This window comes from Pseudomonas sp. RC2C2, assembly GCF_018390435.1.
GTDB classification, from domain to species: Bacteria; Pseudomonadota; Gammaproteobacteria; order Pseudomonadales; family Pseudomonadaceae; genus Aquipseudomonas; species Aquipseudomonas donghuensis.
This window is the reverse complement of the sequence record NZ_JAHBAX010000001.1, coordinates 3,442,401-3,457,136: the sequence shown is the minus strand read 5'-3', so window position 1 is coordinate 3,457,136 and position 14,736 is coordinate 3,442,401. Positions and strand designations below refer to the sequence as shown.

Here is a 14,736-nt window from a genome sequence, read left to right as displayed (position 1 = left end):
CCTAGAGTTCCCAGTTACCCAGGTCGGCATCGATGCCTTCGCCGCCCTCGACACCATCGGCGCCCAGCGAGTAAATGTCGATGCGCCCGTGCTGGCCGGGGGCACGGTACTGATACGCCGTGCCCCACGGGTCTTGCGGCAGGCGGCGGATGTAACCGTCGGCGCGCCAGGCGCGTGGCAGCGGCTCTAGCGTCGGTTTGCTGACCAACGCCGACAGGCCTTGCTCGGCCGACGGGAAACGCAGGTTGTCGAGGCGGTACATGTCCAGCGCCTGCTCCAGGGTCGACAGGTCGGCCATGACCTTCTGCTTCATGGCCTTGTCCTGGCTGCCGAGCACGCTGGGGGCGACCACGGCGATCAACAGGCCGATGATGAAGATCACCACCATGATTTCCATCAGGGTGAAACCGCGCTGACGCGCGCGTGGGCTGTGCATGGTCTTGCTCCTTTTCAAAGTGTCAGGCCCTGGTTGAGCTGCATGATCGGCAACAGCACGGCGAGGACGATGAACAACACCACCGCGCCCATGACCAGAATCATCAGCGGTTCGAACAGCGCCATGGCGCTGTCCACCTGGCGGGCGAAGCCGCGCTCCTGGTTGTCGGCGACCCGTTCGAGCATGTCCGGTAGCGTGCCGCTGGCCTCGCCACTGGCGACCATGTTCAGCAGCAACGGCGGGAAGTGGCCGCTGGCATCCAGCGCCCGGTGCAGGCTGACCCCGCCCTGCACATCAGTGCTGACCCGTTGCAGGGCCAGGTGAATGCGCCGGTTGTTGACCGTGGCCGTGGCCACTTGCAGGGCTTCGAGCAACGGTACGCCGCTGCCGGCCAGAATCGCCAGGCTGCGCGACAGGCGCGCGCTCTCCAGCACCGCCAGCAGGTTGCCGATCCGTGGCAGGCGCAGCAGCAGGTCGTCGCGGCGCAAACGCCAGTGCGGGCGGCGCAACAGCCAGGCGCCGAGCAGGGCCGCCAGCGCCCCGCCGATCAGCAACCACGGGCCGAGCAGCACCAGCAGGTCGCTGATGCCGATCAGCAGCGAGGTGATCCACGGCAGGCTCTGCCCCGAGTGGGCAAACTGTTCAGTGAGCTTGGGCACCACGAAAGTCATCAGGCCAACCACCACCGCCAGCGACACGCCCATCAGCACACAGGGGTAGATCAGTGCCGTACGTGCCTTGTGCTGCTGGCGCTGGACCTGCTCCAGGTGTTCGGCCAGCCGTTCCAGCACCTGGGCCAGGCGCCCGGAGCGCTCGCCAGCCTCGACCAGCGCGCAATACAACCCGGAAAACAAGCCCCCCTGGCGCGCCAGGCTGCGGGCCAGGCTAAGGCCTTCGGCGAGCGAACCGCGCACCGCTACCAGCACGTTGCGCAAGGCCGGCTCCACCAGTTGCCGCTCCAGGGTCGCCAGGGCATCCACCAGGGGAATGCCGGCGCCGGTCAGGGTCGCCAGTTGCCGGGTCAGTTCACACAACTGGGCGCGGTTGACGCGCTGGCGTCGCGGCTGGGCGTTGCCGGTTTCGTGGCGTTGCAACTGCCGGGTGAACAGCCCCTGCTCACGCAGTAACTGGCGGGCATGGCGCTCGCTGTCGGCCTGGATACTGGCCTTGTGCGCCCGCCCGCTGAGGTCCACTGCCTGGTAGCGAAAAGTCGGCATGGCTCAGCCCTGCACCGCGCGCAGCACTTCGGCGAGGCTGGTGTCGCCGCGGCGCAGGCACTCGCTGGCCATGCCGGCCAGGCTCTGCCGACGCCCGGCCAGGTGTTCGTGCATGGCCACTTCGCTGGCGCCGTCGTAGAGCAAGGCGATCAAGCCGGCGTCCAGTTCGATGAATTCATAAAGGCCGAGCCGACCACGATAGCCCGTGCCCTGGCACTGCTCGCAACCCACGGCATGAAATGTCTCACTCAACTCGGCCAGCTCCGGCCACAGCTGCCGCTCGGCCGCCTGTAAGGGCTGCGCTCGGGCACACGGGCACAGACGCCGGACCAGACGCTGGGCCATGACCCCGCGCAGGCACGAGGCAATCAGGAACGGCTCGATGCCCATGTCGCGCAGACGCGTCACCGCGCCGACGGCGCTGTTGGTGTGCAGGGTCGAAAGTACCAGGTGGCCGGTAAGGCTGGCCTGCACGGCGATCTGCGCGGTCTCGCGGTCGCGGATCTCGCCGAGCATGATCACGTCCGGGTCCTGGCGCAGGATCGCCCGCAGGCCGGTGGCAAAGGTCAGCCCGGCACGCGGGTTGATTGCGGTCTGGCCGATACCGGCAATGGCGTATTCGACCGGGTCCTCGACGGTGAGGATATTGCGGCTGCCGTCGTTGAGGCTGTTGAGGCTGGCGTAGAGGGTGGTGGTTTTACCCGAGCCGGTCGGCCCGGTGCTCAGGACGATGCCATTGGGCCGCGCCAGGCAAGCGCGCAAGCCCTGCTCCACGGCCTGCGGCATACCGAGGTTGGCCAGCGCCAGCAAGCTGGCCTGCTTGTCGAGCACACGCATCACCACCCGCTCGCCATGGATGCCCGGCAGGGTCGACACCCGCACGTCCACTTCACGCCCAGCCGAGCGCAGGGTGATACGGCCATCCTGGGGCTGGCGCTTCTCGGCGATGTCCAGCCGGGCCATGACCTTGATCCGCGACACCAGCATCGCCGACAGCGCTCGCGGTGGGCGCAGCACTTCGCGCAAATGACCGTCGACGCGCAGGCGCACCACCAGGCTCTGCTCGAAGGTCTCGATATGAATGTCCGATGCCTGCAAGCGCAGGGCCTGGGCGAACAGGCCATTGATCAGGCGGATTACCGGCGCTTCGTCATCGCTTTCGAGCAGGTCTTCAATGCGCGGCATTTCGCTCATCAGGCCGTCGAGGTCGACCTGCTCGCCGATGCCTTCGATCAGCGCTGCGGTGGCGCCTTCGCCGGCCTGGTACAACTGCCCCAGCTGGCTGTCGAAACTGGCGCTGTCCAGGTGGCAGACCTGATCCGGTTGGCCCTGTACGCGCAGCAGTTCCTGCAATTGATCGCTATCGGCATCACTGCGCAGCCACAAGCTCCAGCCAGTCGCCGAAGGCGCCACGGCAAGGCCGGCCTGGCGGGCCAGGCGATAGGGCAACAGTTCCATCACCAGACACCCTCGTCCAGGCGCTGGCGGCTGGCCGGGAAGGCCTGCAACAGCTTGCCGTCGTCACTGATGGCCGGCAGCTTGAGGGCGGTGTCCTGTTGCAGGTTGCGGTACTTCTCGGTGCTCAGGCTGGCCAGGCTCGGGCCGTCACGCAGGATCCGCGGGCGAATGAACACCATCAGGTTCTGTTTCACGCCCTGGTGCCCGGAGGAGCTGAACAGCCGCCCCAGCCAGGGAATATCGCCGAGCAACGGCACCTTCTGTTTGCTCGACGTGACCTCGTCACTGATCAGGCCGCCGAGGATCACCAGGCCGTTGTCCTCGACCATGACCTTGGTCTTGATCTCGCGCTTGTTGGTAATCACGTCGCTGGCCGAGGCGTTGTCGGCAATCGAGGAGACCTCCTGGACAATATCCAGGCGCACGGTGTTGTCGATGTTGATCTGTGGCTTGATGCGCAGCTTGACCCCGACCTCCTTGCGCTCGATGGTCTGGTAGGGGTTGGTGTTGTCCTGGGTCACGGAGCCGGTGACGAAGGGCACCTCCTGGCCAACCAGGATCGATGCCTCGGCGTTGTCCAGGGTCAGCAAGGTGGGGGTCGACAGCAGGTTGAAACCGCTTTTGCTTTTCAGCGCGTTGACCAGCACGGCGAAGTTGAAGCCGCCGCCGAAGTTGCCAAAGCCTGCGGTCAGGCCGTTGGTCCCGGACAGCAGCTTGCCCAGTGCGGCATTGTCCTTGGCTGCGGCGGCGCCCGCGATGGCGGCGATACTCGCGCCGCCGGTGCCGAAATTGACCGTGCCGGCGCCGAAGTGCTCATCGGCGAACAGCCACTGCACGCCCAGCTCTTCGGCGCGTGAATCCGAGACTTCGGCAATGATCGCCTCGACCACCACCTGCGCCCGGCGCACATCCAGTTGCTCGACGATGTTGCGATAGGCCGCCAGCTCACTGTCGGGGCCGACCATGACCACGGCGTTGGTGCCTTCTTCGTACTCCAGGCGGATACCCGAGCTGCTCACTGGCGGCGGCGCCTTGTCATCCTTGCCACCTTCGCCCGTTCCGGCTGGCAGGCTGTCCTGGCTGAGGCTACGCAGCACCTTGACCACTTCGCTGGCGTTGGCGTGGCGCAGGTAGATCACCTGGGTGTTGGAACTGCGCAGGTTATCGCCGGGGCGATCCAGTTGCGCGAGCAAGGCCCGCACCCGCTCACGGCTGTCGGCACTGCCGCGCACCAGCAAGGCATTGCTGCGCGGATCGGCCACCACCTGGGCGCTGTCGGCGCCCTGCTCGCGGGCCAGCAACTGGCTGATCAACTTGCTGGTGTCGTTGGCGCTGGCATGTTGCAGCGGCATCACCTGCATCGGTTCGTCACTGACCTGGTCGAGCTGCAGCAACAGGCTGTCGATGCGCTCCAGGTTGCTGCGCCAGTCGGTGATCACCAACAGATTGGCCGCCGGATACGGAGTGATCACCCCAACCCGTGGATCGATCAGCGGCTTGAGAATCCCCAGCAGTTGCTCGCTGGCGGCATTGCGCACATTGAACACCCGGGTGGCGACACCGTCGCTGCCTTGCGCCGATTTGCCCGCGCGCTCCACCGGTACCGGCTCAAGCCGTGCAGCCTGGTCGGGGACGATCTTGACGCTGCCGTTGGGCAGGTCGACGGCGGCAAAACCCTGGGCCCGCAGCTGGGCCAGGAAAATGTCGTAGATCGCTTCGCTGTCGTGACGATCGACGGTGCGCACAGTGACCTTGCCCTTGACCCGCGGATCGACGATGAAGGTGGTGCCGGTGATCTGCGAAACACTGTCGATGAACTCGCTCAGTTCGGTGTCGACGAAATTGACTTCGTACAACGGCGTCTCGTTGTCATCCAGCGCCACCGGCTCTTCGGCCCATGCCAGGTTGAGGCCCAGGCTCAGCACGCTGGCCAGGCAGAGTCTTGCGATCATCATTCATCCTTGGCGCTTGAAGCCGGTCACGGCGGGCCGTGGCGGCCAGGGCAGGCGTTCGCGCCGCCCCTGGTTGTCGAAAATCAGGCCCTGGTCGTCGATGCTCTCAAGGACGATGCCCGGGGCCAGGCGCTGGCCACGGCGCACGGTGCGCGTGGCCTGGCCGTAACGCAGCACCACCACGGTGGCGCTCAGCGGCACGGCCCTGAGGCCGCCCAGGTACTGCAGCGGTAAACGGGTCAGCGGCACGCCGCCGCTGTCGGCCTCGGCCTGCCAGTGGCCGAGCATCAGGCCCGGCAATGGCGTAGCGTCCTGTACCTGGGCCACTGCCGGCACAGGTGCCCGGCTGAGCTGCAGCACGCACTGGGCGGCGAGCCAGGCGGCCAGGGTCAGCAGTGCGCCGCTGAACAGGCGCGAGACGCTGATCACGCGTTCAACTCACGCGGATGCCAGCCGGGATGGCCCTGGACATAGCGCAGCTGCGGCAATTGCAATGCCGGCAGTTGCCAGTCGGCTGGCTGTTTCGACAGCCAGGCTTCGACCCGTTGCCACAGTGGCTCGCCGCTGCTGGAGGCGTACTGCAGGCCGAAGGTACGGCACTGTCCTTGCACTTCGCTGAAACCGGACACGCGCTTGCCGCTCGGGCTGTAGCTGAGCTGCCAGGGCTGGCCCAGCCAGCGCGGCAGGTCCTGGCTGTTGTCGAGTAACAGCGGGTCGCCAAACAGTTGCTCGGCGGCGTTTTCCAATACCTGTTCGACTTGCCGGGCGGGCGCTTCGACCACCGGCGCCGGGTAGCTGCCGGTCAGGCTGATCAGGTGTTCGCGAGTGATGGCCTGGCCGGCGGCCAGGGGGCTGTCGTAACGCAGGCCTGGCAACAGCACCGGGTAGTCGCTGTCGGCCGACAGCGCTTGATGCAGCACGCGGTCCCAACTGCCGCCACGCGTATCGCGGCGCCACAGTGCCTGCGGTGCCCGGGCCAGGGGTTGATCGAGCCAGGCGGCGTGACCGGCGCGTTGCTGCGCCAACAGCCCACGCAACTGCGCCGCACGGGCCTGGGCGGTGGGCGTCAGGCTGCTGTCGAAAGCTGGGTGAAAGTGAGCGCTGAACTGCCATTGCCCGCCAGCGCGTTGGCAGCGGACTTGAAAGGCGCCGCTGGCCCGGCTGCCGGCAAACAGCACTGGCACCCGTTTGCCACTGGCTTGCAGCACGCTGACCGGTTCGGGCCAGAAGTCCTGGCCACGGGCGCAGAGCAACAGGTCGGCGTCGCTCAAACGCTCGGCCAGCCACAAGCCCGGGCCGGTGCCGACATCGGCCAGGGCGATCACCAGTTCGGCTTGGCCGCGGGCCTGCTCGAAGGCCGGCAACAGCGATTGGTACCACTGTTTGAGCGAGGCTTTCTGGTCCTGGGCATAGGGGTCGGTGATGCCGACCACTGCAACCCGTACCCCGCCACGGCGAATGACCGTCAACGGCGTAACACCCAGCGCAGCGGACTGCTCCGGGGCAAGACCTGCGCCCAGCACAGCCTGCCCATATTGCCGATAAAGCCCGCTGCAACGCTGCGGCCAGAGCACCCGCTCATCGCTGCTGACGCGCACGTCGCTGGCCAGCAATTGGCTGCCTTCAACACCACTGCCACCCTGGGTCAGGTAGGCCAGGCCACTGCCGTTCCAGCCCTGGCCGTTCTCCAGGGTCAGGCAGTTCCCGGCCCCGGCGGTTTGGCGCAGTTGCTCCAGCACAGCCGCCAGCACCGCATAGCCACCGGTGCGCACGCCATCGGCCAGGTTGGCATCGAGCAGCGGGTTGAGTTCGGCTCGCGCCTGGCGGGCGCTGGCGCCGGTCATCCAGGGTGCCTGGCCCAGGTGGGTCACCGGCCCCAGGCGCGTGGCCGGGACCACCGGTTTGCCCGCCTGGCGGGCGTCGAGGGTGTCGGCGAAATACAGCACATCCAGCCAAGCATCGTTGCCGGTCGACGTCCCGCCCAGACCCGCACAGGCCGTGAGCAGCGGCGCCGCAGCGCCAACGCCAATCCAGTTCAACACTTCCCGTCTGTGCATGTTCAGCCTGTCCCGTCGCCTTCGCGCTTGTTGGTTGTCGGGCCGGGATATTGGGGCGCCTGGATTACAGTTTGATGGCAGTTAATCGACAGCCCAGGCAAAACCTCAGGCAAATCAGGTGGTAACGATTTATTTCTTCAACGCCTTTTAACAAAACTGCCAATCAATCATCACACTTGCTCACTAAAGTCCCGGTTTCTTTCACGCCGCATCATTGAACAAAAGGAACTGAACTGATGAGTCGAGACACCGGCGACAACCTGAACCGCAACCCAAGTGGCAACCTGCCCATGGACAGCGTTCTGGAGTCTTACCTGAGCCGCCGCAGCGTGGTACGCGGTGGCCTGGGCGCCGCGATCGCGATGATTGCCGGGACTGGCCTGACGGGCTGCTTTGACAGCAGTGATTCGGATGACGACGATCCGGTGGTCGAGCCGCCAACCCCGCCGAAACTGAAACTGGGCTTTACCTCCATCCCCGGCTCGCGCACTGACGCCTGCGTGGTCGCCGCCGGTTACACCGCCTATGTCCTGGCGCCCTGGGGCACACCGCTGAACACCAGCGCCAACCCGTGGAAAGCCGACGGCAGCAACACCGCCGCCGACCAGGCCAACTCGGTGGGCATGCACCATGACGGCATGCATTTCTTCCCCATCAACGGCAGCTCCGAAGACGGTCTGCTGGCGATCAACCACGAGTACATCGACGCCGACGCCCTGCACCCCAACGGCCCGACCAGCGACGGCAGCGGCAAGCGTCCGGTCGAGGAAGTACGCAAGGAGATCAACGCCCACGGCGCCGGGGTGATCCGCCTGAAGAAAGTCAGCGGCCGCTGGCAGGTGGTCGACAATGACCCACTGAACCGCCGCTTCACTACCGCCACGGTGATGAACATCGCCGGCCCCCTGCGCGGCAGCGACCACGTCAAGACGCGCTTCTCGAAGAGCGGCACCCAGGCCCGCGGCACCAACAACAACTGCGGCAACGGCTACACCCCGTGGGGCACCTACCTGACCTGCGAAGAGAACTGGCCGGGGATTTTCGTCAACACCAGCACCACCCTGCCGGCCGACCAGAAGCGCATCGGCGTAAGCACCAAGGCCGGTAACTACAAGTGGGAAAGCGTGGCGGGCGATCCGACCGAAGTGGATGGCGAGTTCAGCCGCTTCAACGTCACCCCGAGCGGCGCCAGCGCCACCGACGACTTCCGTAACGAGGCCAGCACCTACGGCTACATTGTCGAGATCGACCCGTACAACGCCAGCACCCTGGCGGTGAAACGCACGGCGCTCGGCCGTTTCCGCCATGAAGGCTGCTGCCCGGGCCTGCCGGTAGTGGGCAAGCCGCTGGTCTGGTACATGGGCGACGACTCGAACAACGAATATTTGTACAAGTTCGTCTCCACCGCGCTGTGGGAAGCGGCCGATGCCACCCCGGCCGACCGCCTGGCCACCGGCAACAAGTACATGGACCAGGGCAAGCTGTATGTCGCCCGCTTCAATGCCGACGGCTCAGGGGTGTGGTTGCTGCTCGACGTCAACACCCCGACCAGCAGCGGCAAGACCCTGGGTTCGATCTACGGCGACCTGCCGGGCATTATCCTCAACACCCGCGGCGCTGCCGACGCGCTGGGCGCAACGCCGATGGACCGCCCGGAATGGACCACGGTCAACCCGCTCAATGGCGACGTCTACCTGACCCTGACCAACAACAGCGCGCGCACCGCCGCCAAGGTCGATGCCGCCAACCCGCGCGGGCCGAACCGCCATGGTCATATCATCCGCTGGCACGACAGCGACAATCACCTGAGTTTCACCTGGGACATCTTCGTGTTTGGTGCCAACGCCGCCGGTACCGCCGACATCAACCGCTCGGGCCTGACCGAACTCAACCAGTTCGCCAGCCCCGACGGCATGAGTTTCGATAGCCGCGGCATCCTCTGGTTCCAGACCGACAACGGCGAAAAAACCCTGACCGACTACACCAACGACCAGATGCTGGCGGTGATCCCTACCGACCTGGTGAATGCCGCTGGCAAGCAGGTCCCGGTCAACGCCCAGAACCAGGTCGACCTGCGTCGCTTCTTCGTCGGCCCCAACGGCTGCGAAGTCACCGGCATTGCCTTCACGCCGGACAACAAGTCGATCTTCGTCAACATCCAGCACCCGGACAACTGGCCGTCCACCGATGTTGCCACCACCGTTACCCCGGCCGGCACCAAGGTGCGCCCACGGGCATCGACCGTGGTGATCCAGCGTGCCGATGGCGGTGAGATCGGCGTGTAACTCCAGAGCGGGTAACCTAAGCGTTGCGCAGCGCAGCCCTTACCAAGGCTGCGCTGTACGGCTGATCACCTGCACCTGCTGGGCCGGCACCAGCGCGTGCCATTGCACGATCCCTCGTGCCCGCAGCTGAAACTCGCTGCGCATCTTCTGCCCGTCCTGTTCGAACTCCAGTTGCAAGGCAAAGTCACCGCTGTTAAGCAACAAGCCTTCACTCAACCGCGCGAATGTTGCGTCGTCCATCGCCCCCAGTGCCTGGCGCAACGCCCCTGCATCGTGATAACCGCCAGCAGGCCGGCCAGTGATAATCCGGGTCAGCAGCGAACGCGACACCTCGCCTTCGTACAGCGCTTCAAGCAATGGCAACTGCTCCAGACTCAAGGCATTGGCGTTAAGGCGCCAGCCGCTGGTCTGAGGCAAGACGCACAACTGCGGATAGCGTTGCTGCCGGCTGGCATCGGGCTCAAGCAAAAGGTTCAGTTCACTCATGTCGACCATCATCTGGTTGGCCGCCAGGCGCGCAGGTGACTGGCGCAGGTACTGGTCGCTCTCGGCGCCGCTGAGTCGGGCTTGCCCGTCGCTGTCGATCCAGTCGGCCAGGGCATCGGTCAAGCGTTGCGCGGCCATGTCATCGCCAAGCAGGTAGCGCAATTGCCGCGCGGCACGTTCGCTCTCTTCGCCAATCAGCGCGTTGACGTTGAAGCAGCTGTGCAGGTCGCGGATGCGCAAGGCCGCCGAACCGCCGGCAAAGGCATAGGCCAACGGCTGCCCGCGCAGCGCTTGCCAGAACAGCGGGCTGGCGCGCCAGGCCGGGTCTTTCAGCGCCTGCTCGGCAAAGGCCAGGCCGGCGGTTTCCATGGCCCTGGCCTGCACCCGTTGCTGCACCAGGCGCACGCTGTCGATCTGCTGACGGCCGTCCTGCACCAGCCAGGTCAGGCCGCCTGCGAGCATCGCCAGCACCACCAGCACCATCAACAGCGCCGCCCCTTGTTGCCGCTTCGCACTCATGAACTGCACATCCCGAACCAATGAGCCGTCAGTCAACACAACGGATGTTGCAGGCACATGGCAAATACATCTGCACGTCACTTTTGCGTCACAAAGCGCAGGCAGGATAAGGCCTTCTTTTTCATGAGCTTGGAGCGTTTTTCATGGGTGGTATCGGGATCTGGCAGTTGCTCATCGTTTTGGTGATCGTGTTCATGCTGTTCGGCACCAAGCGCCTCAAGGGCCTGGGTGCGGACGTCGGTGATGCGATCCAGGGTTTTCGCAAATCCATGGGCAACGGCCCGGCCACGGACGAAGCCGTAAGCCCGGTCAAACCCCAGGCGCCGCTGCAGGCCGACAGCGTGCAGCACACGGAACGCCAGCGCTGATGTTCGAAGTCGGTTTTACCGAGCTGCTGCTGGTGGGCATCGTCGCTTTACTGGTGCTCGGCCCCGAGCGCCTGCCGACGGCGGCGCGCACCCTGGGCCGCGGCCTGGGCCAGGCCAAGCGCACCATGGCCGCGATCAAGGCCCAGGTCGACCGCGAACTGGACACCCAGGCCTTGAGCCAGGAACTCGATGCCGTGGCGTTGCAGCGCCTTGAGCAGGACCTGCGCCGCGGCGTCAGCCTGCAGCCGGACCACAGCCCAACCAGCGGAAACCCCTGATGAACACAGCAAGCCAAGACCCGGGCATGCCGCTCACCGCTCACCTGCGCGAACTGCGCAGGCGCCTGGTGCGCTGCCTGCTGGCCATCGCCGTGGTATTCCTCGGCCTGTTCCCGTTTGCCCAGACCCTGTATACCCAGGTCTCGGAACCGCTGCGCCATTACCTGCCCGAAGGCGCGAGCATGATCGCCACCAGCGTCACCTCGCCGTTTCTCGCGCCGTTCAAACTGACTCTGATGGCGGCGCTGTTCGTGGCCATGCCGGTGCTGTTGCACCAGGCCTGGAGCTTCATTGCCCCGGCGATGTACCGCCAGGAACGGCGCATCGCCCTGCCGTTGCTGGTGTCGAGCATCGTGCTGTTCTACTCGGGCATGGCCTTCGCCTTCTTCGTGGTCTTCCCGATGATGTTCGGCTTCTTTGCCAGCGTCACCCCGGATGGCGTGGCGATGATGACCGACATCGGCCTGTACCTGGACTTCATCCTCGCCCTGTTCCTGGCCTTCGGCCTGGCGTTCGAAATCCCGGTGGCGACTTTTATCATCGTCTGGGCCGGGGTCACCGACGTCGGTACCCTGCGCAAAAGCCGCCCCTATGTGATCGTCGGTTGTTTCGTGGTTGGCATGCTGCTGACCCCGCCGGATGTGTTCTCGCAAACCCTATTGGCGGTGCCGATGTGGATATTGTTTGAAGTCGGATTACTGGCCTGTGCTGCGGTCGAGCGCAAGGGCAACCGGGAAATCGCCTGCAACAACTGACAAGTGGTATTGACGTGGTATTCAAGTGGTATTAAATTTTTAATACCACTCGCCACCTGAAGCCACCGCCATGCCTCCGTTGACCGCCCTGCGCCCCGACGACACCCTGGCCACCCCGCTTTACCTTCAGTTGGCGCGCAATCTGGAACAGGCCATCCACGCCGGGCAGTGGAAAGCCGAACAGGCCCTGCCTTCGGAAAGAAGCCTCAGCGAAGCCCTGGACATCTCCCGGGTTACCGCGCGCAAGGCCCTGGAAGTGCTGCTCGAACAAGGCTTGATCCGCCGCATCCAGGGCTCTGGTACGTTCATCACCCCGCGCCTGGAACAACCGCTCTCACGCCTGTCGAGCTTCAGCGAAATGCTCCGCCTGAAGGGCTTTACCCCAAGCTCGCAGTGGCTGGAGCGCAGCGTCGACGCGCCGTCGGCCGATGAGCTGGTGCGCCTGGGCCTGTCGCCCAACGAACAGGTGGTACACCTCAAGCGCCTGCGCAAGGCCGATGACATCGTCATGGCCGTCGAATACAGCACCCTGCCCGCGCACTTGCTGGGCAACCCGGAAGCTATCGGCGATTCGCTGTACCAGTACCTCGACCAGATCGGCAAGCCGGTGGTGCGCGCCCTGCAACACATTCGCGCGATCAATGCCAGCGCCGAGCTGGCGGCGCGGGTCGGCATCGAGCCCGGCACCGCCATGCTGCTGATGACCCGGGTCGGCTACCTCGACGACAACACCCCCATCGAACTGACCGACACCTACTGCCGGGACGACTACTACGACTTTGTCGCCGAGCTGCGACGCTAGCGGAGCCCCCATGAGCGAACACAACATACTCACCCCGACGGGCTGGGTACGCGGACGCCTGTTGCTGCGTGACGGCCGCGTCGCCGCCATCGACGGCCAGCCGTGCGACCCGCAGAGCAACGATCTGCCCTACCTGCTGCCGGGTTTCATCGACTTGCACGTGCACGGCGGCGGTGGCAGCGACATCATGGAAGGCGCCGCGGCGTTCGCCACCATCGCCCGTACCCACGTGCGCTTCGGCACCACGTCGTTGCTGGCCACCACCATGACCGCGCCGAAGGAAGAGCTGACCCAGGTGCTCGCTGCCCTCGGTGAGTACGTTCGCCAGCCGCGCAGCGACGGCGCCCGGGTCCTCGGCGTGCATCTGGAAGGCCCGTACATCAACCCCGGCAAACTCGGCGCGCAGCCGAACTTCGCTCACCTGGGGCTGCTCGAAGAGGTCGACGCCTATATGGCCCTGGCTCCGATCAAGGTCATCACCATCGCCCCGGAAGTCGCCGGCCACCTGCCGTTGATCCGCACCTTGAGCGAACGCGGCGTGCGCCTGCAGATCGGCCACACCCTGGGCAGCTACGAAGAAGGCGTGGCGGCCCTGGAAGCCGGCGCCACCAGTTTTACCCACCTGTATAACGCCATGAGCCCGCTGCACCATCGCGAACCAGGCATCGTCGGCGCAGCCCTGGCTCACGCACGCTTTGCCGAGCTGATTCCCGACCTGCTGCATGTGCACCCCGGCGCCATCCGTGTGGCCCTGCGCTCGATCCCCTGCCTGTACTGCGTAACCGACTCCACCGCCGCCGCGGGCATGCCCGATGGCGAGTACAAGCTTGGCAGCCACACCGTGACCAAATGCCTGGGCGGCGTGCGCTTGCCCGACGGCACCCTGGCCGGCAGCACCCTGACCATGGACCAGGCCCTGCGCAACCTGGTGAAGATCGGCCTGCCCCTGGCCGAAGCCTCCCAGCGCCTGTCGCAGTTTCCCGCCGACTACCTCGGCCTGCAAGCGCGCGGGCGCCTGCAGCCCGGTAGCTGGGCCGACGCCGTGACCCTGGATCGCAACCTCAACCTGATCGGCGTAATGGTCGAAGGAGAACACCTTGAGCTCTAAGATGCTTGCCGAAGCCCTGGCCTCTGCCACCGTTGTGCAGACCCAGTTGCAGCGCTGCGACGCGCGTATTGCCAGCGTCGCCGAACAGCTGCGTAGCCTCGCGCCGCAGGTAGCCCTGACGGTCGCCCGTGGCAGCTCGGACCACGCCGCCAGTTACTTTGCCTACCTGACCATGCAGCAGCTTGGCCTGCCGGTGGCCTCGCTGCCGATGTCGGTGGTGACCTTGCAGAACTCGCCCCTGCAGGTGCGCGGCCAAGTGGCCCTGGGCTTCTCCCAGTCGGGCCAGAGCCCGGACCTGGTCAACAGCCTGCGCACCCTGCGCGAACGCGGCGCCACCACCCTGGCGCTGGTTAACGCCGAGGACTCACCACTAGAGCATGCCTGCCAGTACCACCTGCCGCTGTGTGCCGGCCCCGAGTTGAGCGTTGCCGCGACCAAGAGCTTTATCGCCACCCTCAGCGCCAGCGCCCGTCTGATCGCCCACTGGCAGCAAGACCCGGCGCTGCTCGAAGCCGGCCTCGCCCTGCCCGGGCAACTGCGTGAAGCGGCAGAACAGGACTGGAGCCTGGCCATCGAGCGACTGCGCGATTGCCAGCGGCTGATGGTCATCGGCCGGGGCGCCGGGTTTGCCGTCGCCCAGGAAGCAGCGCTCAAGTTCAAGGAAACCTCGGCAATCCAGGCCGAAGCCTTCAGCAGCGCCGAAGTGCGTCACGGCCCGATGGCACTGATCGATGCCCATTACCCGTTGCTGGTATTGGCGCCTCGTGGCGTGGAGCAGGCGGGCCTGTTGCAACTGGCCGAAGACATGCGCCAGCGCGGCGCCACGGTGCTGCTGGCGGCGCCGGCGGACGTCCCCCAGCGCAACCTGACCTTGAGCAGCGCCGCCCACCCGGGCCTTGATCCGTTGCTGGCGATCCAGAGCTTCTATGTCATGGCTGCAGGCCTGGCCGAGGCACGTGGCATGGACCCGGATCAGCCCCGTCACTTGAGCAAAGTGACCCGAACTCACTGAGGC

Annotated in this window: 14 protein-coding genes; 7 read left to right on the top strand and 7 right to left on the bottom strand. The window is 65.7% G+C overall.

Translation table 11 applies throughout. The annotated features are described in order from the left end of the window. Window position 1 precedes the first annotated feature (1 nt). Genes gspG through KHO53_RS15880 form a run of 6 tightly spaced genes read right to left on the bottom strand, consistent with a single transcriptional unit; the run spans window position 2 to window position 7,120 of the window. A complete protein-coding gene (gspG, locus tag KHO53_RS15905; RefSeq protein WP_010220266.1) occupies window positions 2-436 on the bottom strand; it encodes a type II secretion system major pseudopilin GspG in 435 nt (144 codons plus the stop codon). 14 nt (window positions 437-450) lie between these two features. After that, window positions 451-1,653: a type II secretion system inner membrane protein GspF gene (gene gspF, locus KHO53_RS15900; RefSeq protein WP_010220267.1), complete on the bottom strand. Its 1,203-nt coding sequence runs from the start codon at window positions 1,651-1,653 to the stop codon at window positions 451-453. Between the two features lie 3 nt (window positions 1,654-1,656). Further along, window positions 1,657-3,105 (bottom strand): GspE/PulE family protein, encoded by a 1,449-nt coding sequence (locus KHO53_RS15895; protein WP_026001142.1) that lies wholly within the window; start codon window positions 3,103-3,105, stop codon window positions 1,657-1,659. Window positions 3,106-3,110: 5 nt separating this feature from the next. Then, window positions 3,111-5,063, bottom strand: a complete 1,953-nt coding sequence (gene gspD / locus KHO53_RS15890) for a type II secretion system secretin GspD (RefSeq protein ID WP_010220270.1) — start codon at window positions 5,061-5,063, stop codon at window positions 3,111-3,113. 3 nt (window positions 5,064-5,066) lie between these two features. Next, a complete protein-coding gene (locus tag KHO53_RS15885; protein WP_010220271.1) occupies window positions 5,067-5,492 on the bottom strand; it encodes a pilus assembly protein PilZ in 426 nt (141 codons plus the stop codon). After that, window positions 5,489-7,120 carry a bifunctional UDP-sugar hydrolase/5'-nucleotidase gene (locus tag KHO53_RS15880; protein ID WP_159388173.1) on the bottom strand — a complete coding sequence of 544 codons (1,632 nt, stop codon included), beginning with the start codon at window positions 7,118-7,120 and terminating at the stop codon, window positions 5,489-5,491. Before KHO53_RS15880 ends, KHO53_RS15885 begins: the two co-directional genes overlap by 4 nt. 236 nt (window positions 7,121-7,356) lie before the next feature. Here KHO53_RS15880 and KHO53_RS15875 point away from each other — a divergent pair, with 236 nt between their 5' ends. Then, the gene (locus KHO53_RS15875; RefSeq protein WP_010220274.1) at window positions 7,357-9,405 is read left to right on the top strand and encodes a PhoX family protein; all 2,049 of its coding nucleotides are present in this window, start codon (window positions 7,357-7,359) and stop codon (window positions 9,403-9,405) included. A 39-nt stretch (window positions 9,406-9,444) separates the two neighbouring features. Here KHO53_RS15875 and gspK read toward each other — a convergent pair whose 3' ends face one another. Continuing rightward, entirely contained in the window at window positions 9,445-10,410 is a 966-nt protein-coding gene (gspK, locus tag KHO53_RS15870; RefSeq protein ID WP_213570500.1) for a type II secretion system minor pseudopilin GspK, read from the bottom strand. Window positions 10,411-10,553: 143 nt separating this feature from the next. Between gspK and tatA the strand changes: the two genes are divergently transcribed. From tatA to KHO53_RS15840, 6 genes are all read left to right on the top strand, one after another. After that, complete coding sequence (tatA, locus tag KHO53_RS15865) at window positions 10,554-10,778, top strand: twin-arginine translocase TatA/TatE family subunit (RefSeq protein WP_010220276.1); 225 nt, start codon at window positions 10,554-10,556, stop codon at window positions 10,776-10,778. After that, complete coding sequence (gene tatB / locus KHO53_RS15860; RefSeq protein WP_036994011.1) at window positions 10,778-11,056, top strand: Sec-independent protein translocase protein TatB; 279 nt, start codon at window positions 10,778-10,780, stop codon at window positions 11,054-11,056. Before tatA ends, tatB begins: the two co-directional genes overlap by 1 nt. Further along, window positions 11,056-11,811, top strand: a complete 756-nt coding sequence (tatC, locus tag KHO53_RS15855) for a twin-arginine translocase subunit TatC (protein WP_213570499.1) — start codon at window positions 11,056-11,058, stop codon at window positions 11,809-11,811. The genes tatB and tatC overlap by 1 nt, the downstream gene beginning before the upstream one ends. Before the next feature lie 70 nt (window positions 11,812-11,881). After that, window positions 11,882-12,613: a GntR family transcriptional regulator gene (locus KHO53_RS15850; RefSeq protein ID WP_010220279.1), complete on the top strand. Its 732-nt coding sequence runs from the start codon at window positions 11,882-11,884 to the stop codon at window positions 12,611-12,613. A gap of 10 nt (window positions 12,614-12,623) precedes the next feature. After that, window positions 12,624-13,721 carry an N-acetylglucosamine-6-phosphate deacetylase gene (gene nagA / locus KHO53_RS15845; RefSeq protein ID WP_036994008.1) on the top strand — a complete coding sequence of 366 codons (1,098 nt, stop codon included), beginning with the start codon at window positions 12,624-12,626 and terminating at the stop codon, window positions 13,719-13,721. After that, window positions 13,711-14,733 (top strand): SIS domain-containing protein, encoded by a 1,023-nt coding sequence (locus KHO53_RS15840; protein WP_213570498.1) that lies wholly within the window; start codon window positions 13,711-13,713, stop codon window positions 14,731-14,733. Before nagA ends, KHO53_RS15840 begins: the two co-directional genes overlap by 11 nt. Window positions 14,734-14,736: the final 3 nt, after the last annotated feature.

Excerpts from the sequence above, each read along its gene's own strand:
- gspF (WP_010220267.1), bottom strand. The coding sequence starts at position 1,653 with ATGCCGACTTTTCGCTACCAGGCAGTGGACCTCAGCGGGCGGGCGCAC.
- gspG (WP_010220266.1), bottom strand. The coding sequence starts at position 436 with ATGCACAGCCCACGCGCGCGTCAGCGCGGTTTCACCCTGATGGAAATC.
- nagA (WP_036994008.1), top strand. The coding sequence starts at position 12,624 with ATGAGCGAACACAACATACTCACCCCGACGGGCTGGGTACGCGGACGC.
- KHO53_RS15875 (WP_010220274.1), top strand. The coding sequence starts at position 7,357 with ATGAGTCGAGACACCGGCGACAACCTGAACCGCAACCCAAGTGGCAAC.
- gspK (WP_213570500.1), bottom strand. The coding sequence starts at position 10,410 with ATGAGTGCGAAGCGGCAACAAGGGGCGGCGCTGTTGATGGTGCTGGTG.
- tatC (WP_213570499.1), top strand. The coding sequence starts at position 11,056 with ATGAACACAGCAAGCCAAGACCCGGGCATGCCGCTCACCGCTCACCTG.
- tatA (WP_010220276.1), top strand. The coding sequence starts at position 10,554 with ATGGGTGGTATCGGGATCTGGCAGTTGCTCATCGTTTTGGTGATCGTG.
- KHO53_RS15880 (WP_159388173.1), bottom strand. The coding sequence starts at position 7,120 with ATGCACAGACGGGAAGTGTTGAACTGGATTGGCGTTGGCGCTGCGGCG.
- KHO53_RS15850 (WP_010220279.1), top strand. The coding sequence starts at position 11,882 with ATGCCTCCGTTGACCGCCCTGCGCCCCGACGACACCCTGGCCACCCCG.
- gspD (WP_010220270.1), bottom strand. The coding sequence starts at position 5,063 with ATGATCGCAAGACTCTGCCTGGCCAGCGTGCTGAGCCTGGGCCTCAAC.
- tatB (WP_036994011.1), top strand. The coding sequence starts at position 10,778 with ATGTTCGAAGTCGGTTTTACCGAGCTGCTGCTGGTGGGCATCGTCGCT.